Source organism: Kitasatospora phosalacinea (genome assembly GCF_030268885.1).
Classification (GTDB): domain Bacteria; phylum Actinomycetota; class Actinomycetes; order Streptomycetales; family Streptomycetaceae; genus Kitasatospora; species Kitasatospora phosalacinea_C.
Genome location: NZ_BSSA01000042.1, coordinates 23,478 through 50,249 on the forward strand (window position 1 = coordinate 23,478; position 26,772 = coordinate 50,249).

Annotated in this window: 9 protein-coding genes; all 9 read left to right on the plus strand. The window is 68.8% G+C overall.

Annotation, left to right across the window (positions count from 1 at the left end):
- Positions 1-982 precede the first annotated feature (982 nt).
- The 9 genes from QSK52_RS36115 (at position 983) to QSK52_RS36155 (ending at position 26,751) form a co-directional block, all read left to right on the plus strand.
- Positions 983-2,452 (plus strand): DUF3375 domain-containing protein, encoded by a 1,470-nt coding sequence (locus tag QSK52_RS36115; RefSeq protein ID WP_285740504.1) that lies wholly within the window; start codon positions 983-985, stop codon positions 2,450-2,452.
- Complete coding sequence (locus QSK52_RS36120) at positions 2,449-3,033, plus strand: DUF4194 domain-containing protein (protein WP_285740505.1); 585 nt, start codon at positions 2,449-2,451, stop codon at positions 3,031-3,033. The genes QSK52_RS36115 and QSK52_RS36120 overlap by 4 nt, the downstream gene beginning before the upstream one ends.
- Positions 3,030-6,449: an ATP-binding protein gene (locus QSK52_RS36125; protein ID WP_285740506.1), complete on the plus strand. Its 3,420-nt coding sequence runs from the start codon at positions 3,030-3,032 to the stop codon at positions 6,447-6,449. Before QSK52_RS36120 ends, QSK52_RS36125 begins: the two co-directional genes overlap by 4 nt.
- Positions 6,446-7,618 (plus strand): Wadjet anti-phage system protein JetD domain-containing protein, encoded by a 1,173-nt coding sequence (locus QSK52_RS36130; protein ID WP_285740507.1) that lies wholly within the window; start codon positions 6,446-6,448, stop codon positions 7,616-7,618. The genes QSK52_RS36125 and QSK52_RS36130 overlap by 4 nt, the downstream gene beginning before the upstream one ends.
- Before the next feature lie 201 nt (positions 7,619-7,819).
- A complete protein-coding gene (locus QSK52_RS36135; protein ID WP_285740508.1) occupies positions 7,820-9,010 on the plus strand; it encodes a serine/threonine-protein kinase in 1,191 nt (396 codons plus the stop codon).
- Between the two features lie 98 nt (positions 9,011-9,108).
- Complete coding sequence (locus QSK52_RS36140; RefSeq protein WP_285740509.1) at positions 9,109-12,249, plus strand: DEAD/DEAH box helicase; 3,141 nt, start codon at positions 9,109-9,111, stop codon at positions 12,247-12,249.
- Complete coding sequence (locus QSK52_RS36145; protein ID WP_285740510.1) at positions 12,246-17,681, plus strand: hypothetical protein; 5,436 nt, start codon at positions 12,246-12,248, stop codon at positions 17,679-17,681. Before QSK52_RS36140 ends, QSK52_RS36145 begins: the two co-directional genes overlap by 4 nt.
- Positions 17,678-24,412 carry a DEAD/DEAH box helicase gene (locus QSK52_RS36150; protein WP_285740511.1) on the plus strand — a complete coding sequence of 2,245 codons (6,735 nt, stop codon included), beginning with the start codon at positions 17,678-17,680 and terminating at the stop codon, positions 24,410-24,412. The genes QSK52_RS36145 and QSK52_RS36150 overlap by 4 nt, the downstream gene beginning before the upstream one ends.
- Positions 24,409-26,751 carry a UvrD-helicase domain-containing protein gene (locus QSK52_RS36155; protein WP_285740512.1) on the plus strand — a complete coding sequence of 781 codons (2,343 nt, stop codon included), beginning with the start codon at positions 24,409-24,411 and terminating at the stop codon, positions 26,749-26,751. Before QSK52_RS36150 ends, QSK52_RS36155 begins: the two co-directional genes overlap by 4 nt.
- The last annotated feature ends 21 nt before the right edge of the window (positions 26,752-26,772 follow it).

The following is a 26,772-nucleotide window of genomic DNA, read 5'->3' on the forward strand; positions in this document are numbered from 1 at the left end:
TGAACTGACCTACCAGAGAAGCCCGGCCCCGCCAAGCTGCAGCTTCCCCGGACCATTCGGGAGTCCTATTCCACGGATTCTCGGAGGTCTCGTTGTTCCTCGCCGCGTCGACTGGCGTTCCTTCCGCCCTTGGTGAGGGTGCTCGTGGCAGGTTGTGTGCGGAACCTGCCGTGGGGCGGTTCCACGTGAGCGGTCCTCCGGGCGACCCTGCATCCCCGGACCAGGGTTGGCGCGTCTCCATGCAATCCAGGGAGACGGCGGCGGTCCTGGCGCCGTTGCTCGGTGAGGGCGTGCAGATTCAGCCGTGCGGGGCGGAACTGATAACCCATAGGGACCACTTCCTGGTCACACTCGACGGGCCGCAGTCCCTGGACTTCAGGATGATCGCGCGGGGACATCAAGGTGCGCACGTTTGTGACGGAGTCCGACTGCTGGAGCCGGCTACGGTCGCAGGAGTGGCTTGCGGTTGTCCGCCTACCTGGCGGCAGCGCCGTGCGGCGTCGAGGGCTGGACAGGGACCGAAGCCGGAGATCACGGTGAGGTTCCGCTTGGCCGAGGCGTTGGAGATCGGGTACTTCGACCTTGTGTCGTCCTCTTGGACGTTGATCAAGGACATTGAGGTGGTAGCGGCAGCGCTGCGTGCGAGCGGCTCGCCGCCGATGGCTTGGCTGGGTGTCGATCGCGGGGTCTTCACAACAGCGGAGGGCGTGGAAGTCACCGGCCGGTGGCCAACGCTCCGTCTTCCGAAGCAAGTCCGTGACCACCGCTCGCCGTGAAGAAGCCATCGTGGGACCCCAGGGGCGCCGGCGTCCTTTGCTCTTCAGCCCCTGGCGCGGCGGCATCGAAGAGCTCGGCGCCGAGAACCGGAATCGAAAATATGCGCGATTATCCGGTTTTGTCGGTGCCCGCTTCTATGGTGGGCGGAGCCAACCGGGTTCGAGCCGGGGTGGCGCCGAATCCGTTTGGCTCAGGGTAGGGATGCGTGGACTTCGACGATGTGAGTGGCCTGTTCAATCACCCGGCGTGGCGGCTGCTTCGCGCCGAGAACGCTCCGCTGGTCCTGACGTTCTGCGGCACGGTTTTCGTCGACGAGAACGAGCGAGGGGTGCCCGAGGGCGTCCTGGTCTCCCGTCTGGACGATCAGCTGTACGACCTCAACGAGCGCGGGCTCGGCTCGTACCCGCGAGCTGCTTCGGAGTACCTGACGGAGTGGACCAACAGCGATTGGCTGCGCAAGTACTACCCGCCTGGTGAGGACGAGCCGCACTTCGACGCGACCAGTGCTCTGGAGAAGGCCGTCGCGTGGGTCCGAGCCCTGCCCGCACGCTCGTTCATCGGCACCGAGTCGAGGCTGGGCACGATCGTCGACCTGCTCCGGCAGATGGCATTCGGTACGGAGACGGACCCGCAGGCACGCATCGACGAACTCAGCCGTGAACGGGATGAGATCGATGCACAGATCGCGCGGCTGCGTGCAGGCGAGCTTGAGGTGCTGACGCCGGTGGCCCTGCTGGACCGGTACCAGCAGGTGGAGAGCATGGCGATCGACCTGCTGCGGGACTTCCGGGAGGTTGAGGGGAACCTGCGGGAGCTGGACCGGCGTTTCCGCCAGGACGTGGCAAGCGCCGAGGGCGGCAAGGGCGAGCTGCTGGCCGCGTTCCTCATGGACCGCGAGATGATCGCCGAGTCGGACCAGGGCCAGAGCTTCCAGGCGTTCTTCGACTATCTCCTCTCGCCTCGCCGCCAGGAGGAGCTGCTGAAACTCCTGGACGAGGTGAACCAGCTACCGCAGCTCGACGGCAAGACCAACAAGAACCTCCTCAAGATCCCACGGGCGTGGCTCGACGCAGCCGAGAGCACTCAGGACACGGTCCGGCAGCTCACCGAGCAGCTGCGCCGGTTCCTGGCTGACCGGGGGCGAGAGGAAGACCGCCGAGTCCTGGCCCTGGCACGCTCCATCCAGCGGCACATCACCGCGCTGGACGGCCGGCGCGACCTTCCGGGCATCGAGCTGGAAGTCCCGGAGGTGAGCCTGACCCTGCCGATGGAACGACGCCTGTACATGCCGCCCGAGCGCGCTGAACTGGACAGCGCGGTGGGCGATGCGACCGAGGAGGCGGACGTGGACGTCTCGGAGCTGTTCGCCGGCCTGAACGTGGACGACGAAGCGCTGGCCGGACAGGTGCTGGCGCTGCTCGAGGAGAGCCCGAGCGGTCAAACAAATCTGGCGACGGTCCTCGACCGCTTTCCGCTGACGCTGGGGCTCGCCGAACTACTGACGTACTTCCAACTGCAACGCCCGGGACTGGACGTAGTGATCGACCCCGAACACAGCCACGAGCTGGTGTACGAGCGCGTGAATTCACCAGAACGCACCGCGGCGACGGTGCCGCAGGTGACCTTCGTACGCAACGAGGGCGGCCCGGCCGCCGGAGAGGTGGAACAGGCGTGAGCGACACCCTGTCGGGGCCCATCGTGCACCTGCTGAAAGCGGGCGTGCTGTACCAGAACGACGCACCAGCGGTCTGGGAACAGATCACCGCGCATCAGACAGCGATCGGCGACTACCTCCGGGTGATCGGCCTGGACGTCGTACTCGACCTCGCGGAAGGCTACGCCTACACCCGGCAGCTCGACCCGGAGACGCGCGACGACGGCGTGACGATGCCGCGGCTGGTGACCCGCCACCGCCTCTCCTTCCCTGTCAGCCTGATGCTGGTCCTCCTGCGCGGGCGCCTCGCGGAGAGCGACGCCACCTCCGGCGACACCCGTCTGCTGCTGTCCCGCGACGACCTCGTCGAGATGGTCCGCGGCTTCCTGCCGCCGCGCAGCAACGAGGCGAAGCTGATCGACCAGATCGACAGCAACATCAAGAAGCTGTGCGACCTGAACGCACTGCGCCAGACCAAGCAGCCCGGCCTGTACGAGGTACGGCGCCACATCAAGGCCCTCGTCGACGCCCAGGTCCTCAGCGACTACAACGACCTGCTTTCCACCTACCGCGACACCGTCACGCCGGAGGGCGACGAATGAGCACCATCCCGACCGCCGCTCTCATCCCTCGTCAGGCAGGGCCCGCCGACGGCACTCTCGGAGTCGGACCGGGCTTCAGGCTGTCCCGCCTGGAGGTGCTCAACTGGGGCACCTTTCACCGGACCATCTGGAGCTTCGGGATCGACGGCCGCAGCGCTCTGCTGACCGGCGGAGTCGGCTCCGGTAAGTCCACGCTGGTGGACGCGATGACCACCCTGCTGCTGCCGGCCAACAAGATCGCCTACAACAAGGCCGCAGGCGCCGACGCGAAGGAGCGGAACCTGCGCTCGTACGTGCTCGGCCACTACAAGACCGAGCGGGTCGAGGCGACGAACAGCACCCGCCCCATCCCTCTGCGCGGCTCCTCCTCCCACAGCGTGATCCTGGGCGTCTTCACCAACTACACCCTCGGCATCCACGTCACCCTCGCCCAGGTGTTCTGGGTCCCTGACGCCAACACCGGCCAGCCCGACCGGTTCTACGTCACCGCGGATGCCCCGCTGTCCATTGACGGGCACTTCACCGACTTCGGGAGCGACATCAACGACCTGCGCCAACGACTGCGGCGCAGCAAGGCAACGATCCACAACAGCTACCCGCCCTATGCGAAGACCCTGCGACGCAGCCTCGGCATCCCCAGCGACCAGGCGCTGGACCTGTTCCACCAGACGGTGTCGATGAAGGCCGTCGGCAGCCTCGACGAGTTCGTCCGCGAGCGGATGCTCGAACCGTTCGACGCCAAGACCGAGGTCGCCAAGATCGTCGCGCACTTCACCGCGCTGACGGCCAGCCACGACGAGGTCGTGCGGGCGAAGGCGATGATCGACGCACTCGGGCCGATCGTGCAGGCGTGCGACAGGTGCGACGGGATCCAGCGTGACATCGACACGCTCAAGCAGCGGCGGGACGTCCTCCCTGCCTTCTTCGCCCAACACCGCCACGACGCCCTGAGCCGACGCAGCACCGAACTGAAGGAGCGCATCGAGGACCTTTCCGCGCAGCAGGAGCAGCGCGAGGCGGACCTCGAACAGCTCCGCCAGAGTGCCGACACCCTCCAGCGCCAGATCGACGGCGCCGGCGGGGAGAAGCTCGTCCGGCTGGACGCCAGGATCGGGGAACTGAGCGGCGAGCGCGACCGGCGACGCAGCCGAGCCGGCGACTACGCGGGCTGGCTCGGCACGGCCGGCCTGGAGCCGGTCGGCGACAAGGTGTCGTTCCGTGAACGAGCCCATCAGATCGCCAAGGCCCGCGCGAACGCCGAGCAGCTCGAACAGCAGGAGCGCGAGGAACTCGACGCCCTGGCTGTCGAGCGCCACAACAACACCAAGGAGGCCGGCGAGGTCCAGCGCGAGATCGGCAGCCTGCAGAGCCAGCGCTCCAGCATCCCCGCCAAGCTCCTCGAGCTGCGGCAGAACCTCGCCGCCGCCACCGAGGTCTCCGTCGAGGAGCTTCCCTTCGCGGGAGAACTGATCCAGGTCCGCGACGACGAAGCCGTGTGGGCCGGAGCGGCCGAACGGGTCCTGCGTGGCTTCGCGCTGTCCCTCCTGGTGCCCGAAGCCCACTACCCCCGGGTTTCGGAGTGGGTGAACGGACGGCACCTCGGGCTGCGCCTGGTCTACTACAAGGTGCCCGCCCACGTGCCGGCCGCAGAGCTGCCGCAGGACCGGGACGTGCTGACGGGCAAGCTCGAACTCCGGCACGACACTTGGGCGTATGACTGGCTCGCCGCACAGCTGAAGACCCGCGCCGACTACGTGTGCGCAACCGACCTGGACGCCTTCACCCGCTCCGCCCGGCCCGCGGTAACGAGGCAGGGCTTGATCAAGGGCGGCGGCGGCCGGCACGAGAAGAACGACACCTCCCGCATCGATGACCGCAGCTCCTGGGTGCTCGGCTGGACCAACCAGGCGAAGCTGGACGCGCTCCTTGCCAAGGCGACTCAGCTCACCAAGGAGAGCGCGACCATCACCGCGCGGACCCGCGAGATCACGCAGCAGCAGAAGAAGCGAGCCGGCGTCGGGGAGGCACTGACGCTCCTTGGAACCGTCTCCTCCTATACCGACATCGACTGGCACACCTCCGTCGCCGAGCTGGAACAGGTCGAGCAACAGAAGAAGGACCTCGTCGCCGAGGCCGGCCTCGACAAGCTCACCGCGGAACTCGCCCGCACGAACACCGCGATCGAGCGCGGCCGAGCAGCCGTCCGTACCGGCCAGGAGGAACTTGGCGGCATCCGCAACGAGCACGGCAAGGTGACGGCGCAGCTCGCCGCGACCTCCGCGATCCTCGAACAGTCCGACCTCGCCGCCCTGGCCGGCCACACCGACGCACTGGCGGCCTTCCTGCCGGCCACAGCTTCGGGGGAGCGCTACCTGGAGCAGTTGCAGACGGCGGAATCCCAGGCGTTCACCAAGCTCAGCCGAACCGTCGAGGCCCAGCAGCGGGCCCTGCAGAGCGCCGCCAGCGACGCCACCGCCAAGATGACGTCCTTCCGCGCCGCCTACCCGCAGGACGCCAACGACCTCGACAACACCCTCGGCTCAGCCAAGAACTACCGCGCGCTCCACGGTCAGCTGGTCAGCGACGACCTGCCCAGGTTCCAGGAGAAGTTCCAGCAGTACCTGCGCACCAACGTCATCCGCGACATCGCCTCCTTCCAGGCCCGCCTGCGCGCCCAGGAGCAGGAGATCCGCGAACGCATCGGCGTCATCAACGCCTCCCTGGAGGAGATCGACTACGCCCCGGGGCGCTACGTCCGCCTCAACGCCGTGCCCACCGCCAACGTCGAGATCCGGGAATTCCGCCGCGACCTGCTCGAATGCACCTCCGACACGCTCGCCACCGAGACCGACGGCGCCTACACGGAGGAGAAGTTCCTGCAGGTCAAGCGCCTCATCGACCGGTTCAAGGGCCGCTCCGGTGAGGCCGACAGGGACGCCGAGTGGACCGCCCGCGTCACCGACGTCCGCCGGTGGTTCACCTTCTCCGCCAGCGAGTACAGCCGCGCCGACGACACCGAGCACGAGGTCTACTCGGACTCCAGCGGCAAGTCCGGCGGCCAGAAGGAGAAGCTCGCCTACACCATCCTCGCCGCCTCCCTGGCCTACCAGTTCCGCATCAACCCCGAGGCGAAGAACGACAAGACGTTCCGCTTCGTCGTCATCGACGAAGCCTTCGGACGCGGCGACGACGGCGCCGCCCACTTCGGCCTGGGCCTGTTCCACCGGCTCGGACTCCAGCTCCTCGTCGTCACCCCGCTGCAGAAGCTCCACGTGATCGAACCCCACGTCAGCCGCGTCGGCTACGTCTACAAGCCCGACGAGATCCACTCGCGGATGACCACGCTCACTATCGAGGAGTACCGCGAGCGAAAGGCGGCGATCCACCAGGCCGCTCAGCCGGGGGCCCAGTCATGATCCCGCAGCAGTGGACCTTGCCCGACCAGGTCGTCGCCACGCTGCGACGCAGGTGGAGCAGCGGGCTGTACCTCGCCGCAGCGGCGCAGAACCTTCCCTTCGAGCCCATCGGGATTCCACTCAAGGGCCCCAGCGCGACCGACGCCACCCAGCACTACGACCAAGCCAGGAAGTGGGCGGAATCCTGGTCAGCCGACCGTCATCCCCACTTGCGGATCCAGAGGAAGACCATCGGGGGCCGCAACAACACCCCCTCGAACACCATCCCCGAGCGGGTCTGGATCCATACCCGCGAAGACCTCTGGGCCGTCCTCGGAGTCGCCGCGCAGGTCGACCTGTTCCACGACCTCCACACCCGCACGACCCGGCAGGACCCGCACCTTGGCCAGTGGATGGCCACCCACCCGATGAAGGTGCTCCAGGCCCACGCCCACTGGCAGTGCCTCGTCGAAACCGTGCACTGGATCCGGGACCACGACACCGGCCCGATCTACCTGCGGCAGGTCGACGTCCCCGGCGTCGACACCAAGTTCATCGAGACCAACAAGGGTATTCTCGGCGAGCTCCTCGACCACATCCTGCCCGCCGACCGCATCCACAACAACGCCCCGAAGGGCGACTTCGCCGCACGCTACGGCTTCCTCACCAAGTCGCCCTACGTCCGCCTGCGCTACCTCGGCAACCAGCCAGGCCCGTTCAGCGAGATCACCGTCCGCGCGAACGAGCTCACCGCCCCGCCCCCGGGCATCCGCACCGTCTTCGTCCTCGAAAACGAAATCACCTACCTGTCCCTGCCCGACGTCCCCGGCGCCATCGCCATCCTCGGCGCCGGCTACGCCGCCGCCCTCCTGCGGTACCTGCCCTGGCTCGCCGATATCGACCTCCGATACTGGGGCGACATCGACACCCACGGCTTCGCCATCCTCAGCCAGGTCCGGCGCCACTTCCCCCACACCCGGTCGTTCCTCATGGACCGCAAAATCCTCCTCGCCCACCGAGCACACTGGGGCGAAGAAAAGACCCAGACACCCGAGCCGCCCGCCCACCTCACCCCGGACGAAGCCGATCTGGAGCAGGCACTACGTCTGGGCGCCTACACGCCGCATCTCCGCCTGGAGCAGGAACGCGTCCCTATTCGGGCGGTGATGCAGGCTCTCGCCGAACCGTGACCCGGTCGCTCGTCGGCTCGGCCGCTCCCGCCAGCTTTCCGGGCCACGGAACGACGGCACCTTCAGCGGAGACCGCAATTGATCAGTAGGCTGTACCAGTGATCCGTCAGTGTCCACACCGCTCAGCAGCACCGTCTGCAGCGGGTGCGACAATCGCGTCGATCGCGTTCATGTCGGAATTGTGGAAACCGGGGGAAGCTGGTGACAGGTACCGTCCTGCCGCAGCGGATCGGCCCGTACGCCGTCGAGCGGTGCCTCGGCACCGGAGGCATGGGGGCGGTGTACCTGGCTTACTCCATTGCGGGCGATCCGGTCGCGGTCAAAGTCATCAGGCCTGACAAGATCGATCCGCATTCCCGTGCCCGCTTCGAGCGGGAGGCGGAGATGGCCCGCACCATTTCCGGCACGGGCAGGGTGGCCCGCTTTCTTGACGCGGACCCGCTCGCCGAGCAGCCGTGGCTGGCCATGGACTACGTTCCCGGTCGGCCGCTCACCGAGGTCGTGAAGGACCAGGGCCCGCTGCTGGCACCGTTGGTGGCGAGTGTGGGAGCGCTGCTTGCCGAGGGGCTGGCCGCGGTTCACGGGGCTGGTCTGCTGCATCGGGACCTCAAGGCGTCCAACGTCATCCTGGGCGACTTCGGCCCGGTGATCATCGACTTTGGCCTCGGTGCCTTTATGGAGGCGTCGAAGGGTTCCATGAGCCAGCCCGGCACCGTGCTCGGCACAGTCCGCTGCATGCCGCCCGAGCAGGCACGTGGCGAGACCGAGGTGACGGGAGCGGCAGACGTGTACGGCCTGGGGACGGTCCTGCTGCACGCCGCCACGGGCCACGCGCCCTACGACGGCGTCCGGTGGGAGGCCATCGCGGTGCAGGTGGTGAGCCCGGACATCCAACCCGACCTGTCCGGGCTGCCGGAGCCGCTGGCCCCGCTCGTGGCCTCGATGCTCGCCTTCGAACCGGGCGATCGCCCCACCCTTGAACAGGTGACCCGGCAGTGCGCCGACCTGCTGCGGGACCTGGGCACCAGTCCGGCCCGTGCCCGCCATGCGCTGATCCAGCAGACCAGGCCGGCCGACGGTGGCCTGGTGGCCTTCCCACAACCGGACGCAGTGATGCTCGACCGCCTGGACGCGCTCGACAAGCTGCTGCGGGAGCTGCCAGAGGCGGCACCCGGGACGGAGAGCGAGTCCGAGCCCGGCGAGGAGGGCGCTCCCGCTGCGGGGGAGCTGCCCGCCGCGCCGGCGCCGGCCCCGACCGGTTCGCCTGCGGCAGCCCGGCCCGCCGCCGCGAGGCCCGGCCGTCCGCCCGCGTCCCAGCGTGTGGCCGACGACCTGCGAAAGCGGTACGCGGTGCGCGGGCAGCTGACGTGGTCCGAGCGACAGAGGCCATGAGTTCCCTCACCCGGCCCTGCCGCTTGCGGTAGAGAGTAGACAGGGGTTCGGCAGCACCGCTGAACCGACCAAGCACATCATTGATCGAGGAGCACAACGTGACCACGGCGCCACTGCCCGACGATGCTGCCGCGGGCATCGCCGAGGCCCCGGACTTCCCGGCGGGCGCGAAGCCGACCTTCGCCCCCGGCGCCCAGGTCTGGATCCGGGACGAGCAGTGGCTGGTCAAGTCGGTCGCCGAGAGCCGTGACGGGCTGATGGTGGAGGTCAGCGGTGTGTCCGCGTTCGTCCGTGGCACGGACGCGGTCTTCTACGAGGGCCTCGACCAGATCGACGTACTCGACCCGCGGAAGACCAGTCTCGTCCCGGACGAGACCTCGAAGCACGCCAAGGGCCGCCTCTACCTGGAGGCTGTGATCCGCAAGACCGCGCTCCCGCAGACCGAGCACGGACTCGCACTGGCCGACTCCTTCCTGATGGACCGCCAGGAGCACCAGCTGCGCCCGGCCGAGCGAGCGCTGTCCATGCGCAATCCGCAGCCGCGGCTGCTCATCGCCGACGTGGTCGGCCTCGGCAAGACCCTGGAGATCGGCATCACCCTGGCGGAGCTGATCCGGCGGGGTCGCGGCGAGCGCATCCTCGTCGTCACGCCGGCCCATGTCCTGGAGCAGTTCCAACGCGAGATGTGGACCCGGTTCTCCCTGCCACTGGTGCGACTGGACTCCACCGGCATCCAGCGCATCCAGCAGGAGATCCCCGCCGGGCGCAACCCCTTCGCCCACTTCAAGCGGGTGATCGTCTCCGTCGACACGCTCAAGTCGGCCACGTACTCGCACCACTTGGAGAACACCGCATGGGACGCGGTGGTCATCGACGAGTCGCACAACCTCGTCAACAAGGGCACCCAGAACAACCGCCTCGCATGGCGGCTCGCCCAGAACACCGACGCCCTGATCCTGGCCTCCGCGACCCCGCACAACGGCGACGTCGAGTCCTTCGCCGAGTTGATCGGCATGCTCGACCCGGCAGCGATCGCCGACGCCAAGAACTACAAGGTCAAGGACCTCGACCACCTCTACATCCGCCGCACCAAGACCGACCGAGAGGTGCGCGACGGCCTGAAGGACAAGCCCTGGGCGGAACGCGGCCCTTCCCTTCCGATCACCGCCCCGGCCACGCCGAAGGAGGTGGCCGTCCTGGAGAAGCTGGCCGCCGAGTGGACTCCCGGCGATCCCGCCCGCTCCTCGGTGTGTGCCGAGCCGATGGTGGCGTACGGCTTCCTCAAGGCGTTCCTCTCCTCCCACGTCGCCCTGCGCAAGTCGCTCGCCAACCGGCGCACCTACCTGGAGCACCCGCGGCGCGCCGAGGCGGCGCAGAAGGCCCGCGACGCGTTCACCGCGGAACACCGAGCCCTCACCGAACTCGAAGCGCTCGTCGCAGAGTTCGAGGACAAGGACTCCGCCAAGCTGGATGCGCTCGTGAACGTGTTGCGGGAGCTCGGCGTCGGCCCGCGCTCCGAACGCCGGGTCGTGATCTTCTCGGAGCGGATCGCCACGCTCGGGTGGCTCGCGGAGGTGGTTCCGGAGCGGCTGGGCTTCAAGGCGAAGCCGGCCCAGGCGGAGCAGACGCGCCCCTGGAAGGCGTACGGCGGCGCCGTCGAGGTCATGCACGGCGACACCACCAATGACGACCAGCAGCGGGAGATCGTCGACCGCTTCGGCCGCCGCGACGAGCCGGTACGGCTGCTGTTCACCGGCGACATCGCCTCCGAGGGCGTCAACCTTCACCACCAGTGCCACGACCTCATCCACTACGACCTGCCGTGGTCGCTCATCCGGATCGAGCAGCGTAACGGCCGAATCGACCGCTACGGCCAGGCCATCAGCCCCGAGTTCCGGGCGATCACCCTGACCGCCGACATCCCGTGGCGGCGCGACGAATCGACCGGAGAGCAGCTCACCCTCGACGACCGGCTGGTCGGAGTCCGGCTGCTCAGCCGCGAGGAGCAAGCACACCAGATCGAGACCGGCGAGGGCTGCGCCGAGGCGATCACCGGCCTATACGACGCCAAGAAGGAAGACGACCGCCTGACCCGCGACCTGATCAAGGGCAGCACGGTGGACCGCTCCATCCAGCAGTCCCGGCAGGAGTCGGGCGGTGTCCTGGCCGGCCTCCTCGCGAACGTCACCGCGCTGATCGCCGACCCGTCGGCGGCGTCGGCCGTCGCGGGCCTCCCACCTGTGGCCAAGGCGGACGTGCCCCACCTGTTCGCCGACACCGAGGCGTACTTCCACGCCGCGATGGACCTGGTCTACCCGCAGTCCGAGCGCGACGCCATGGGCTGGAAGCCGGTCACGGACCGGGGCCGCATCGAGTTCACGCCGCCGGACGACCTCCAGTACCGATTCCGCGAACTGCCCGCCTCGTACCTCGACCAGGAGAAGATCCTCACCACGTCCAAGTACGACGGCACGCTGAGCATCACCTTCAACCAGAAGTACGCGGCGGAGCGTCTGGAGGCCGCCCGTGACGCGAAGCGCGGGAAGAGCGAGATCAGTGCGTCGCAGTGGCCGAACGTCTCCTACGTGTCCGACATCCACCCGGTCCTCGACTGGGTGACGGACAAGGTCCTGGCCAAGCTCAAGTACGACGAGGCGTTCGTCCTCGCCCACCGGCCCGACGCCGCCAAGGCCGCCCGGATCCACCCGGACCTGCTGGCCGCGCTGAACGGCCCCGTCTTCCTGCTGCAGGGCGTCTACTCCAACGCCGCCGGCATTCCGACCGTCGTCGAGTGGATGGCCGTCACCGGCCTCGACAGCGCCGACCCTCGGGTCTGGCGGATGGACTCGGCGTTCCTTGCCGCCTGCGGTGTTGGGCCGAACATGCCGGGGCGCGACCGGATCCTCGACAAGGACGGTCTCCAGGCCCTCGTGCCGAGCGCCGTCGACGCGGCGGAGGCACACCTGCGGGCCCGCCGCGCCGAGTACGACCAGCTGGTCGACGGCTACCTCGCGCCGTACGAGGACCAGGTCCAGGTCTGGGAGCAGACCGCGCTGGAAGTCGCCGGCAACCAGCTCCGCCGCCGCGAAAAGGTGGCGGGCACTGCGGCGGGTCGGCGCGAGCTGGTCAGGCGGCTGCGAACCTCCGGCGATCCGATGCTCCGGGTCCTGGCTGTCCTCGAACCCCTTTACTCCGCCGCATCCACTGCTGTCCTCCGTGCTGAGGAGTCCGCCCGATGAGCTACACCTTCGACTCCTTCGCTAACCGCGGCGAATACCTCTCCGCCCACTACTTCAGCGAAGAGCTGGAGAACACCCTCAAGAAGAAGTCCACGGACGACGAAGGCCTCTTCACGCTCTGGATCAACCGCGAGACCGACCAGCACGACCCGCGACCCACTCCGCGTGAGCTCATCCTCCGGCTGCACGGTGAATACGCCGGCCGGATCCGGCCGGTCCTCGCCGCGCAGGACGACCAGGCCGAGGAGTGGGGCGACCGCCTCACCTCCTGGCACATTGATCTGCTCGCTGCCCTTGGGTACGGCAAGTCGGACACCGTACTGTCGCTGCACAACGCCGGCTACGCGTACGAACTCCCCGTCGCCTGGCATGGCGACGGCATCGTCGCCCTTCACTGCGGGTGGACCGACAGTCTGGACGATGCCCTCGACCCCGAGGGGGCAGGCCGCCTGCTGGTCCCCTTCAAGACCCACGAGGGCCCGGTCAGCACAGGTGAGAAGCTTGCCAGCTGGCTCTTCCAGAGCGAACTGTACGAGCCCGACGGCGAGGCACCGCGCTTCGTACTGCTGCTCTGCGGCGGTGTGATCATCCTCGCCGACCGCACCATGTGGTCCGAGGGCCGCTACCTCGCGGCGAGCGTGGACGCGGCGCTGCTGCGCAACGACCCCAGGAAGACCGGCGAGCTCGCCCTCCTGGCCGCACTCTTCTCCCGCGACATGCTGGCTCCCCGAGCCGACGGCAAGGGCCGCCGCATGGACGACCTGCTCAAGGCGTCTCGCGACAACGCCGTCGGTGTCAACTCCGAGCTGCGCAAGGGACTCCAGCGATCCGTTGAGATCATCGCCAACGAGGTGCTGGCCCGACTGAAGCAGCACGGAGTCACCCCGCGGCAGATCGAGGACCCGGAGCGGCACGGGCCGTTCGCCAAGCAGTTGACCCGCGAATCGCTGCGCTACCTGTACCGCATCCTCTTCCTCCTCTACGCCGAAGCCCGGCCCGAGTTGGGCATCCTGCCCGCTGACGACTCCACCTACGAGGCCGGCTACTCGGTAGCCCGGCTGCGGGAACTCGTCTCCCGGGAGCGGAAATTGGTCGACGAGGAGAGTCGAACCAGCTTTCATCTCTACGCCTCGCTCGACGTTCTGTTCAACAAGGTCAACTACGGTCACCGTCCGCATGGCACCGAGCCCGATGACCACAAGGAAGCTGGCGAACGTAGCGAACAGCGCGGTCTGCGCTTTGAGCCGCTGCGCAGCGAACTCTTCGACCCGAAGGCCATCACACTCATCGGCCGCGGTGTTCGCGATCCGCGAAGCGAGGCTGACAGCGGCGCAGACGAAGACCCGAAGTGGCTCGACCTCCGGCTGCGCAACGAGGCCCTGCACGAGGTGCTGCGCCTGCTCACCATGAAGGAGGCGAGCACAAAGGGCCGACAGGGCGGCTTCATCTCCTACCGCAATCTCGGCATCAACCAGCTCGGCGCCGTCTACGAGGGCTTGATGTCCTACACCGGCATCATCGACGAGAAGCGGGAGCTGGCCGAGGTCGCCAAGCCCGGCGCGAAGAGCGGCGCCCAGCAGCACGGCGACCCCGAGAAGGGCTCCTGGCTCATCCCTGCCGACCGACTCAGCGACTACCCGGCGAACACACATGTCGTCTACTCCGCGCAGGACGCCGAGCAGCACGGACTCCGGGGCCCGAAGAAGTACGAACCCGGCAGATTTGTTTACCGTCTCGCTGGACGCGACCGCGAGACCTCGGCGTCCTACTACACCCCCGAGTCGCTGACGAAGGTCACCGTCGAACTGGCCCTGAAGCACCGGCTCGACCAGACGAGGGACGAGGACGGCAAGCCTGTCCGGACCCGGGCCAGCGAACTGCTTCGCTACACCATCTGCGAGCCGGCACTGGGCTCCGGCGCATTCCTCAACGAGGCGATCAACCAGGTCGCAGAGGCGTACCTGAAGCGCCGCCAGGAGGAGCTGGGCCTCACGCTCGACACCTCGCAGGCACTGGAGGTCAAGCAGAAGGTCAAGGCGTACATCGCCCTGCATAACGCGTACGGGGTCGACCTCAACGCCACTGGCGTCGAGCTCGCCGAGGTGTCGTTGTGGCTCAACACCATGCACCCGGGTATGCGCGCGCCCTGGTTCGGCCTACACCTGCGGCGTGGCAACTCACTGATTGGGGCTCGACGGTGGGTGTACGCGGCCGACCGCATCAAGCAGGAGCGGACGGTCGCCGCGCAGACACCGACCAGGTTGCCGTTCCGGTCGGCCGAGAGCGGAGCGGAGCAGCCGCTGCCAGCGGGCGCGGTGCACCAGTTCCTGCTGCCCTCGCCTGGGTGGGGCGCGGTCGCGGACGCCGGAGGGGACGCGAAGAAGCTGGTCGAGCAGCTTGCCGGCGAACAGGTCGGCGCCCTGAAGGCCTGGCGGAAGTCGGTGGTGACGAAGCCGAAGACCACTGGCGGCAAGGGCAGCCAGCTGGCCCGGCTCCAGGCGGTCGCGGAGCGGGTGGAATACCTGTGGCAGCTTGTCGCCAAGCGACTGGAACTGAGTGAGCAGGAGATCGCCCGCACCATTGACATCTGGGGTGCCGACCGGCCGGAGGACGCCGAGGAATACGCCTTCCTCCGCCGCGACAAGGAGAAGGCGGGCGGCACACTGCCGCTGACCAAGGAACAGGTCTTCAAGGACCTGTTCGAGGCGGAGGGCACGCCGTACTGGCGGCTCAAGCAGGTCATGGACGCCTGGTGCGCGCTCTGGTTCTGGCCACTGGACAAGGTGGGCCTACTGGACGGCTCGGACCCCGAGTACGCCTCCGCGCCGGTCCTCACTCTGGACGCACTGCTGTCCTCCGGAGTGGCGCCGGTCGTCGGGGCCGCCGAGCCGGTCGCCGCGGCTGAGCCCGCGTTCGTTGAGCACGGACTGCTGTTCGCCATGCCCGGAGACCAGTTGGCCTTCGGGAAGAGCGAGGACGACCTCGTCGAGCGGCGGGAAATCAAGAAGGCCGGCGCGTCGTCCGGTCGCAAGGGAACGAGCGGGCCGGCACGTCGCCGTGACGTCATCGCGCTGACCGGCCTTGACGACTGGCTCGCGTTCCTGGAGTCCATGGTCGGCACGGGTTCGGTGGCCGAGGGGACGTTCGCCGCGTCCGTCGACTCTCTGGCCAAGCTGAAGGACCTGGAGAAGCTGGTTGAGGCCGAGATGGGCATGGACGACGCCCGCCGAGCCGTCGAGACGCGGTACCCCTGGATGCGGACGGTTCGCGACATCGCGGCGGAACAGGGCTTTCTGCATTGGGAGTTGGAGTTCGCCGGGGTTTTCGCGGGACAGTCCGGAGGGTTCGACCTCCAGGTCGGTAACCCGCCGTGGGTGCGGCCGGAGTGGAAGGAGGACCCGGTCCTCGCAGAGTCCGAGCCGTGGTTCGTGCTCCAGGAGAAGCCGAAAGCCGAGGAGAAGGCCCGTCGGCGGGAGGCCGAGCTCGGACAGCGAAAGGTGCAGGAGTACCTGCTGCGCGAGGCCACGAACACGGTGACGATGGCGTCTTACCTGGTGTCGAGTTCGGTGTATCCGCTCGTCGCGGGTACGCGGCCGGACCTTTACCGGGGCTTCGTGTCCGAGGTGTGGGATCACTCAGGCATTGGTGGCACCGCCGGAATGGTCCACCCGGACACGCACCTTCTTGGCGACAAGGAACGCAACTTGAGGGCGGCGGCATACCATCGACTGCGCGTGCACGGTGACTTCGTGAATGCGGGCAATCGATTCTTTCCGCCTCCGGTGGGTCGGTCGAGCCACTTCGGTGTCCACATCTACGGTAGTGCGGGGGAAATCGACTTTGATTCGCTGTCCTGGCTGTTCACGGTCGACGCACTGAGGGGATCGGCTACTGCTGAGGACGCGGAGGAAGTTCCCGGCGTCAAGCACAATGGCGGGTGGGACGAGCGGCCACACCCCAAACGCATCATCCGTGTCACTCCACAGACCCTGCGACGCTGGCAACGCCTTGCAGGTGACTCCGGGCTGCTCGAGCACACCGCCATGCTCACGCCGGTAAGTACAGCAGAGGACCCGGCGATTGATGCGCTGGGCCAATACCCCATGCGTCTGGGAGAACTGCGGCCCGACGTAACCCAGGGGTATAACGAGACAAATGCCAGAAAGCGATCGTACGGGCCAGACAAGAACCTGCGGCTCATCGACTACAACACCGGCGTCGACGGCCGGAAGGACTACCACGCGGAGTGCTGGGAGGACGTCATCCTCAAGGGCCCGCAGATCGGGGTCGCCAACCCGATGTTCAAGCAGCCCAGCCAGGGCGGTGGCGAGACGCGCGGTCTAGACCCGCAGGCGCTCCCGGACGACGCGGTGCCGGAATCGGAGTACCGGCGAGTGGCCCCGGCCGAGGTGTTCCGGGGAGAGCAGGACTGTTGGACCGACTGGGACCGCTACGAGGAATTGCTTGCTTCAGAGGAGGCGAGAGCAGCGGCGCGGCTAACGGTCGCTGAGAAGAGGGGAATCGAACCCGAACAGGTCACAGAGACGGAGATCGAAGAGTTTCTGCAGGACAAAGCCGCTGCGCCGCACAGCGGGTGGTATCGCCTGGCATGGCGCGAAATGGTCGCACCTGACACCGAGCGTGCTCTGTACGGGGCGCTGATCCCGCCGGGGACGACTCATATTCACGCGGTGCGCTCCGCACGTCTTGGCACACCCCGGCTCACCGCCCTCGCAGCTGGGTTCATGGCTGCGCTGCCGGTCGACTACCTCCTTCGTACGGCGGGTGTGGGACATCTGGACGTTGCCCAGGCCAAGCGCCTGCCGCAGGCGCAGCCTGACCACCCCTTCGCACCTGTTCTCCTTCTCCGTACCCTGCGCCTGAATGCCCTGACCACCGCCTACGCCGACCTTTGGGAAGAGCTCTACGACCCGACCTGGCCCGGCTACGAGCCCTGGGCGATCGAGTGGCCGGGCATGAAGACGGAGCTGCACGCGGTGACCCCGTCCTGGCAGCGAGACACGCCCCTCCGGACCGAGTACGCGCGCCGCGCCGCGCTCGTTGAGATCGACGCGCTCGTCGCCGTCTGGCTCGGCATCGACGCCGACACGCTCGTCGCCATGTACCGGGCCCGCTTCCCGATCATGCAGGACTTCGACCGGGTGACCTGGTTCGACGCCAACGAGCGCAAGATCGCCGGTGACCGCTACACCTACGGCTTCGACCAGACCAAGGAGCACTGGCAGCAGTTCGAGGCCTACCAGGAGGACCCCGCGACGAACCCCGTCCCCGACGGTTACGCCGCGCCCTTCTACAAGGCCGACCGCGAAGCGGAGATGCGCCGCGCCCACGCCTATTTCACCCAGCGCCTGAACGACGCCGTGGCCAAGGGGTTGTGGAACCCGACGACGATGGAGGTCCCGAAGCCGTGAGGCCGACCCTCGAAGCACAGGGACTCAAGGAGAGCCTGCTCCAATACCTCTCCACCACCTATGGGCTGGCCGACGAGGGCGCGCGCAAAGCCCTGCACGCCTTCCTCGGGGACGAGACCACCGGCATGTTCCGCGGCCCGTACCTGCGCCTGCGCACGCCGTTCACGCGCGCGGCGGACGGCTGGCAGCAGTACCTGGATTGGCATCGCGCCGACGGCTGGTCTCCGTACGCCCACCAGGCCCGCGCGTTTGCCCGGCTCACCACCAAGAACGGGCACACCCCCCAGCCCACCCTGGTCACCACCGGCACCGGCTCCGGCAAGACGGAATCGTTCCTCTACCCGGTGCTCGACCATTGCGCCCGCGAGCGCGCGGCCGGAAACACCGGCGTCAAGGCCGTCTTCCTGTACCCGATGAACGCCCTCGCAACCGACCAAGCGGGACGGATCAACGACCTGCTGGATGCTGAGAAGGACGCGCTCCAGGGAGTCCGGGCCGGCCTGTACATCGGCGACAAGGCGGCGACGCACTACGACCACGTCTACACCCGTCGGCAGGACATGCAGCTGTCCCCGCCGGACATCCTGATCACCAACTACAAGATGCTCGACCTTCTTCTGCAGCGCGCCGCAGACGCGCCGCTGTGGGAGAGCAGCGACATCCGCTACGTTGTGGTCGACGAGTTCCACACCTACGACGGCGCGCAGGGCACCGACGTGGCGATGCTGCTGCGCCGCCTGGCCTCCGCCGTCGGGGCCACACAGCCCGGACTGCCGCTGGGGACGATCACCCCGGTGGCCACCTCCGCCACTCTCGCGTCCGGCACCGACGCGGACGGAGTGCGCCAGCTGCTCGACGTCGCCGCGCACGTCTTCGGCGCCGAGTTCACCGAGGACGCCATCGTCGGCGAGGACCGGCTCACGGTCGACGAGTTCATGCTCGACGAGACAGTCCCGGACGCCAAGTTTCTGCCCGGCCGCGTGCCCCCGCCCGAAGCGCTCACCACGCTTCCCGACCCCGCCACCGGCTCGGAGGCGCTGGCCGCACTCGCCGAGGCCGTCACCGGGAGCCGGTGCGACGCGACTGGCCAGCTAGACGCCCGCGAACTGGGCGCGGCGCTCAAGCGGAATCGGCTCACCTACGCCGTCCTGTCCGCGTTCGACGGCACGGTTCGCACATACGACGAGATTCTGGACGTCATGCGGCGCACTGGAGCCAAGAGTTGGGACGAGGCGATCACCACCCGTCCGGAGGTGGCAGCCCTCGCGCTGGCGCGGTTCGTCGCCCTGCTGTCCGTCGCCCGGGATCCGGACGCTCCCGCCGGGACCAGCCGTCCGCTGGTGCAGGCGGAGGTGCACCAGTGGGCGCGGTCGGTGACGCGGATGTTGCGCGGTGTCCAGCCGTGGCCGCAGGCGTCGTTCGCCTGGGATGCGGCCGGTGCTCAGGCGCAGCCGCGGACGACGCCGGACACCACCGGCCCCCGCGAGACCCGGCTGTTCCTGCCGGCGGTGTACTGCCGCGAGTGCGGCCGCTCCGGGTGGTCGGTGCTGGCGCCCGAGTCGGACGTCGAGGAGTTGAGCTTCGAGTCCCACAAGATCCGGCGCGCTTCGGTGACCGCCGACAAGGCGAAGATCCGTACCCTGATCGCGGCCACCGACAAGGAGGCGATGGAGGGCAGCGGCCGTGCCCCGATGGACCCGGCGGCCCAGCGGTCGCTGACCACGGGCGGCGCGGGCGTGCTGATGGTGCTGGACGGCCCCGACCGTCGCCTTCGGCTGCCCGATCCGGCCGACGACTACACCACCGAGGGCGATCCCCGACCGCGAGGCGCGGACGCGGCGTTCGTCCTCGTCCAGCTGGGCGAGCGCGCCGAGCGCGCGGCACAGGACGACTGGTGCCCGGCCTGTGGCACCCACAACGCGATCCGCTTCCTCGGTACCGGTTCCGCCGCGCTCGCCGCCGCCTCCATCACTCAGCTGTTCACCGGTGGGGAGATGGACAAGAAGCAGCGTGAGACGAAGACGCTGATGTTCAACGACTCGGTGCAGGACGCCGCGCACCGGGCCGGCTTCGTCGCCTCCCGTTCCTACACGTTCTCGCTGCGCGTCCTGTTCACCAAGCACCTGAGCGAGCACCGGCCCACCGCGCTCAACGACCTGGTGGCCGACGTGGTCGAGGCCACCACCGACCGTGTCACCCTGGCCGCCGTCGTCCCGCCCGACCTGCATGACGACACGGGCGTGGCCCGCCTGCTGTCGGGCGCCGGCCGCGGTGGGGACAAGCGGACCTGGGACCTGGTCGGCGAGCGGTTCGCCTTCGAGGCCGTGATGGAGTTCGGCCACCGCTCCCGTAACGGTCGAACCCTCGAACTCACCCGTACTGCCGCCGCGTTCGCTGCCATCCCCGACGAGCGTGCCGCGATCGCGCTGGTCCGCACCGCCCACGAGGAGACTGCAGACCGAGGCCTCGCTCTCACCGAGCAGGACGACGACCGCTACCTCGCCTTCCTGCGGGGCTTCCTCGACCGGATGCGCACCCGTGGCGCGATCGGCCACCGCTGGCTGGGGAAGTACCTCGACGAGGCGGGGACCAGCCGGTTCTTCATCTGGGGCGGCCGCCCGCCCGGCATGAAGGCCTTCCCCAAGGGCGTCGCCGCCCCGGTCTTCCTGCTCGGCAAGCCGAAGCCCAACAGCGAGTTCGACGTCGCGGCCGGACGCCTGTCCTGGTACGAGACGTGGGCGCAGCGCTGTCTGGGCCTGACCCGCGAGCAGGCGGACGAGTTCTGGCTCCGCCTGCTGCCCCGGCTCGTCGACGCGGGGCTGCTCGCGTCCCGTACACCGGGCGACTCGACGGCCCGGATCTACGGACTCCAACCCGGTGCCGTACAGCTCCAGTTGCTCTCCGACGAGCAGGTCAACAGCGCGTACGTGCGCTGTCCTAGGTGCTTCTGGGAGCAGACCGTGCACCCATCGCTGCTGACCCAGTACCACGACCAGCCCTGCCCCGCGTACCGCTGCGCCCGCGGGCGGCTGGTCGCCGGTGACCGCTGGCAGCAGACCGTCGACCGGCACGACCGCGACCGCGATTACCGCGACGACTACTACCGCAGCCTCTACCGGGGCGCCGACACGTTCCAGGTGATCACCGCGGAACACACCGGACTGCTCTCCCGGGCCAAGCGCGAACGCGTCGAGGAGCGGTTCCGCAAGGGCGAGGGCTTCAACGACCCCAACGTGCTCTCCTGCACTCCTACCCTGGAGATGGGCATCGACATCGGCGACCTGTCGGCCGTCGTACTCGGGGCCCTGCCGCGCCGTCCCGCCAACTACACCCAGCAGGCTGGCCGGGCGGGCCGCCGCACCGGCAACGCGTTCATGCTCACCATTCCGGACCGCTCGCGCCGCGACCTGTACTTCTTGGACCGGCCGCGCGACATGATCGACGGACAGATCGTGCCGCCCGGCTCGTACCTGTCGGCCGTGGAGATCTTGCGCCGCCAGTACACCGCTCACCTGCTCGACCTCGCGGCCCGCGGACGGCTTCTGCGTGAGGACGGCAGGCCGCTGGCCGCGCTGCCGCGCCGGGTGGACGAACTGTTCGGTCCGTCCGGCTACCTCGCGGACTTTGCCGCCGCCGCCCTCGCCCACGGCGAGGAGCTGGTCCGTGGCTTCCTGGACCTCTTCCCGGTCGGGGTGAGCGAGAATGCCCGGGCCGAGCTGACGAAGTACGCGGTGCGCGGTCTCCGCAGCGCGACCGAGCGCGCCGAGCGCGACTGGGAACGCGAGAGCCAGAAGCTGCGCGCCCGCATCCGTACGATCCGGTCGGCCATCGACGAGCTGAAGGACGGCGACGAGGAACAGGCCAAGACGAAGGCCGAGCTGGAGGCCGAGGCGCACGCACTGTCGAAGAAGGGCGGGGCCAGGCTGCGCCAACCCGCCCAGAGCGTCCTGTGTGACCTCGGGCTGCTGCCGAACTACGCACTGATCGACTCGACGACCACCCTGTCCGCCACGCTCTACTGGCCGGAGGGGAAGACCGGCACGGGGCAGGACCAGTACAAGTCGAAGACGTACACCTACGAACGGCCGCGTTCCTTCGCCGTTGCCGAACTCGCCCCCGGCAACACGTTCTACGCGGAGGGCTACAAGCACCGCATCACCGGCATCGACATCGTCACGGGCCAGGAACAGGACTGGCGGTACTGGCGGTTCTGCCCCTCCTGCGGCCACGTGCGCACGCACAATGCCCAGCAGGACATCTCACCCTGCCCCCGGTGCGGGGAGACCGGCATCGCCGACTCCGGCAGCCTGTGGCAGACCGTCCAGCCGACCACGGTCACCGCCCGCGCCAAGCGCGAGGACGCCCGCATCGGGGACGAGAGCGACGACCGCGACCGGCGGTTCTACAGCGTCGTCGACATGGTCGACATCGCACCCGGCGACTTCGTGCCCAAGACCTCCTGGCGGCACACCAGCGAGGTGTTCGGCGTCGACTACACGCGGCGTGCCGTGATCCGCCGGGTCAACGTCGGGCCGCTCAGGATCGGCGCCCACGAGGGCGACCAGCTCGCCGGGCGGCCGGTACGGATCTCGCCCTTCCAGGTGTGCACCGCATGCGGCGCGGCGAGCGCGGACGGGCAGCCGGTGTTCGATGACGATCGCGACGCCGTCGACATCTCGGCCAACCGCCAGCGCGCTCTCAAGCACCACACGCCGTGGTGCCCGTACCGGCGCGGAACGAGGACGGTGCCGCAGGAACAGGTGCTGCTCGCCCACGAGTTGGAGACCGAGGCGCTGCGTATCCTGCTCCCCGCGGCGACCGTTCTGGTCAACGAGAAGGTGTACTCCTTCCAGGCCGCACTGCGGCTCGGCGTCGACCGCGCCTTCGGCGGCGACCCGCAGCACCTGGACTCCTGCCTCGCCACCATGCCCGATCGCGACACCGACGAGACGAGGCACTTCCTCGTCCTCTACGACCGGCTGCCGCACGGCACTGGCTACCTCGACCGGCTCACCAAGCCGGCCGCCTTCCGCCGGGCCCTGGAGGACGCGCGGGCACTCCTCGTCGACTGCCCGTGCGTTCAGGAGAACCGGCCGGCCTGTCACCGCTGCCTGTACCGCTACACCGAAGAACGGCACATCGACGCGGTGTCCCGGCAGGCGGCGCTGGACATCCTCGACGACCTGCTCGGCCGGGGCACCAACGCCTGGAGCACCCAGGAGGTCGGCAACACCGACCAGATCGGGCTGGACGGACAGGTCGAGTCCGATCTCGAGGCACGCTTCCTCACGGTGCTGCGGGCCTGGGCCGAGAAGCGGGGCAGCGACGCCTCGCTCGACGAGAGCGGTGACAACAGCGGGTACCTCCGGCTCAAGGACTCGACCACGGTCCACGGCTGGCGCCTCACCGCGCAACGCAGCGAGGGCTTCACCCGCACCGACTTCACCTTCGAACGCACCGAAGGCCCCAAGCGGAAGGTGACGGTGTACCTCGACGGCCGCCGCTTCCATGCCTCCCGCCGCCACAACAGGCTCGCCGGAGACGCCGACAAGCGAAACCGGCTGCGGGCGCAGGGACATGCCGTTTTCCAGCTCACCTGGGACGACCTGGCCGCGTTCGAACAGCAGACAGGCGTGCACGCAGGGGACCGCGACACAGCCGAGCCGGTGTGGCCGCCGTACGAGCACAGTGCCCGGGCGGTGGCCAAGCAGCTGCACGCCGAGCACGGCGAGGACGACCTGGACTCCACCGCCTTCCTCGACCCGATGAGCCAGCTTCTCGCCTACCTGCGCAGCCCGGACGATGCCGCCTGGGGCCGGCGGGCCGCATCCGTCGTGGGCGGACTGCTCGGTGCCAACCCCATGACGCTCGTCGGCAACGGCTCCGCGGAGAAGGCACGCCGGACGCTCGGGACGCTCCTCGAAGCCTGGGGGCAGACCGGCGGCATCGACCCGGCCCCGGTGGCGGGGGGCGGGACGGTCAACCTGTTCCAGGCCGGCGATCGGTCCGGCCTGCCCGTCGCCTTCATGGTCGACGGCGCCACCGGCCGCTGGACGGCCCTGGTGTGCCTCGACGACACGGAGACCGATCAGCTCGGAACCCCCGAGCACAAGGCACGGTGGCGGGCCTGGCTCCAGTGGTCCAACCTGCTGCAGTTCCTTACCCACGCCGGTGGCGACGGCATCCAGCTCACCACCTCCAGCGCGGGTCTGTTCGACCTCGGCATGCTCAAGGCGTTCGGGGGGATCGGCGAACTCGAATCCCTCGTCGTCCAGTACGGCGAGGGCGAGGGCGCTCCGCAGGCCGCGGCGGCCGAGCTGCCGGACGAGACCCCGCTGGAGGCCGCCCTGCGGGACCTCCTGTGGGACCAGGAGATCCTCGGCTACCTGGACGAGGACGACCCCGGCGCCCCGCTCGCCCGCCTCGCCCACACCCTGGCCGACCGCGGAAAACGGGCACCCGTCTACGGCTACGAACTCGGCGACCGCGGCTGGCTCGCCGACCTCGTCTGGGACGCCAAGGGGGCGCGGATCGCCGTCATGGCCGATCCGTACGACAGCGACGACGAGGAACACCACAAGACCTGGCAGGCCTACCGGGACGCGGGCTTCACCGTGCGGTCGGCCGACGAATGGCTCAGCCGCCTCGACGACCTGCTCGACGTCCTCCCCGATGCCACAGACCGCCCCGACTCCGCCTCCGACTCCCACGAACCGAGTGCCGCACGATGACTGCACGCCTGAGCCTCTATCAGAAGGCCGAGAACGAGCTCTACAAGATGGACTCGTCGGTCAAGACGAAGTTCTACGACTTCTGCCACCTGTTCCGGAACGACCCGGGGCACCCCAAGATCGACCTCAAGCCCCTCAAGGGCGACCGCCGGATCTACCGCGCCAAGATCGACCCGTCGTACCGCGCCCTCCTCGCTCCCGCCGGCGTGGGCCCGGACGGCGTCGAGCAGTGGCTCGTCGTCGCCGTGCGGCACCGCAAGCACGTCTACGAAGAGCTCAGCGTCGCCATCAACCGGATCACCGGCGAGATCGAGTTCGTCGACCTTGGCGTCGTCGGTCAGAGCGTGCTCAAGCGGGCCGGCATCCAGCTCACCCCCGACCCAGCGGAGCAGGCTCCGCCGGAGCCCGCCGCCGCACCCGAACCCGCTGCCACACCCGAGCCCGCTGCCGCCCCGGCCCCTGCCGTCGGACCCTCCGCCGAGCCGCTCCTCGCCGCCTGCACCGCCGACGAGCTCCGCCGCCTCGGCGTCGCGGAGGCCCTGATCGACGTGGCCCTCCTGGTCACCACCGACGACGAACTCGACCAGCTCGTCGCCGGCGCACCGCGCCTCACCGCCGAAGTGCTCACCGGCCTGGGCGCCGGCATGAGTGTCGACGAGGTGGAGAGCGAGATCACCCGGCCCGCCGCCACCGTCCTCGAACCCGGCTTCGAGGACGACATGGGCGCCGCCCTCACCCGCACCGCCGTCACCACCGTTGATGACGACCTCCGCAACGTGCTCGCCGAGGGCGACTTCCGGGCCTGGAAGGTCTACCTCCACCCCACCCAACGTAAGATCGTCGAGCGGAACTACAACGGTCCGGCCCGGGTCAGCGGAGGACCCGGCACCGGCAAGACCATCGTCGCGCTCCACCGCACCGCCCGTCTCGCCGCCCAGCTCCAGCCCGGCCGGGACAAGCCGATCCTGCTGACCACCTACACCAAGAACCTCACCGCCGACCTGCGGTCCCGGCTCAGCTCCCTGGTCACCCCCGACCTACTCGCCCGCGTGGACATCAAGCACATCGACACCCTCGCCCAGGGCGTCCTCAACGAGAACAGCGCCGCCGGCGCCCAGCGTTCGCTGATCGGCGACACCCAGGCAAAGGAAGTCCTCGGCGAAATCCTGTTCGAACACGACGCGCAGCAGCGTTGGGACGCGGAATTCCTCTTCGACGAGTGGGAACAAGTGATCCTGGGCCAATCACTCGCCACCCGGCAGGACTACTTCAAGGCCCGGCGCCCCGGCATGGGCCGCGCCCTCACCCGCCCCGAACGCGGAAGCGTCTGGCAAGTGCTGGAACAGTTCACGCTGCGCCTGAACAGCATGAAGCGCGAAACCTGGGCCCAGTCCGCAGAACGCGCCGCACGCTACGAGATGGAGCGCGCACGCAAGATCCAGGAGCGCGCCGAGCGGAAGGCCGAGATCGGGGGCGGCGACCTGATCCACCGCGACGACAACAGCTCCGCGGTCCGCTACCTCCGCCACCGCTACCAGCACATCGTCGTCGACGAGGCCCAGGACCTCAGCGCCGCCCACTGGAAGATGCTGCGCGCGATGGCCGCCCCCGGACCGAACGACCTGTTCATCGCCGGCGACACCCACCAGCGGATCTACGACCGCCAGGTCACCCTCTCCACCGTCGGGATCAACATCCGCGGCCGTTCCTCCAAGCTGACGCTGAGTTACCGCACCACCCAGGAGATCCTCGACCAGGCCGCCAGGGTCGTCGGCGACGCGACCTACGACGATCTCGACGACGGCACCGACAACCTCAACGGCTACCACTCCCTGCTGCGGGGCCCGGCACCGGAATTCGTCGCCTGCACGGACTGGGACGACGAGATCACCCGGCTCGCCGCCAGACTGAAACTGTGGCGCGAGGAGATCACCCGACCCGGCGAGGACGGCACCGTGCGCGACCCCAGCGGCGCCATGGCCGTCTGCGTCGCGGACGGCGACATGGCGGGCCGGGTCGCCGCCGATCTCTCACTCAAGCACGGCATCACCACCGCGACCCTCACCAAGGACGGTCCCCAAGGTGGTGGCGAGGTGCACATCGGCACCATGCACCGGTTCAAGGGCTTGGAGTACCAGAAGCTTGCCATCATCGGTGCGAGCGACGGGATCCTGCCGCGCACGGCGCTGATCGAGAAGTTCGCGCACACTGACGCCAGGCGATACGAGCGGGAACTGAAGCAGAGCCGCAACCTGCTGTTCGTGGCCGCCACCCGCGCCCGCGACGCACTGTCGATCTCCTGGCACGGTGCCTCTAGCCCGTTCCTGCCGATCCACTGAGACTCAGCACCGACCGGGACA

Coding starts and splice junctions, on each gene's coding strand:
- QSK52_RS36125 (WP_285740506.1), top strand. CDS start 3,030: ATGAGCACCATCCCGACCGCCGCTCTCATCCCTCGTCAGGCAGGGCCC.
- QSK52_RS36130 (WP_285740507.1), top strand. CDS start 6,446: ATGATCCCGCAGCAGTGGACCTTGCCCGACCAGGTCGTCGCCACGCTG.
- QSK52_RS36145 (WP_285740510.1), top strand. CDS start 12,246: ATGAGCTACACCTTCGACTCCTTCGCTAACCGCGGCGAATACCTCTCC.
- QSK52_RS36155 (WP_285740512.1), top strand. CDS start 24,409: ATGACTGCACGCCTGAGCCTCTATCAGAAGGCCGAGAACGAGCTCTAC.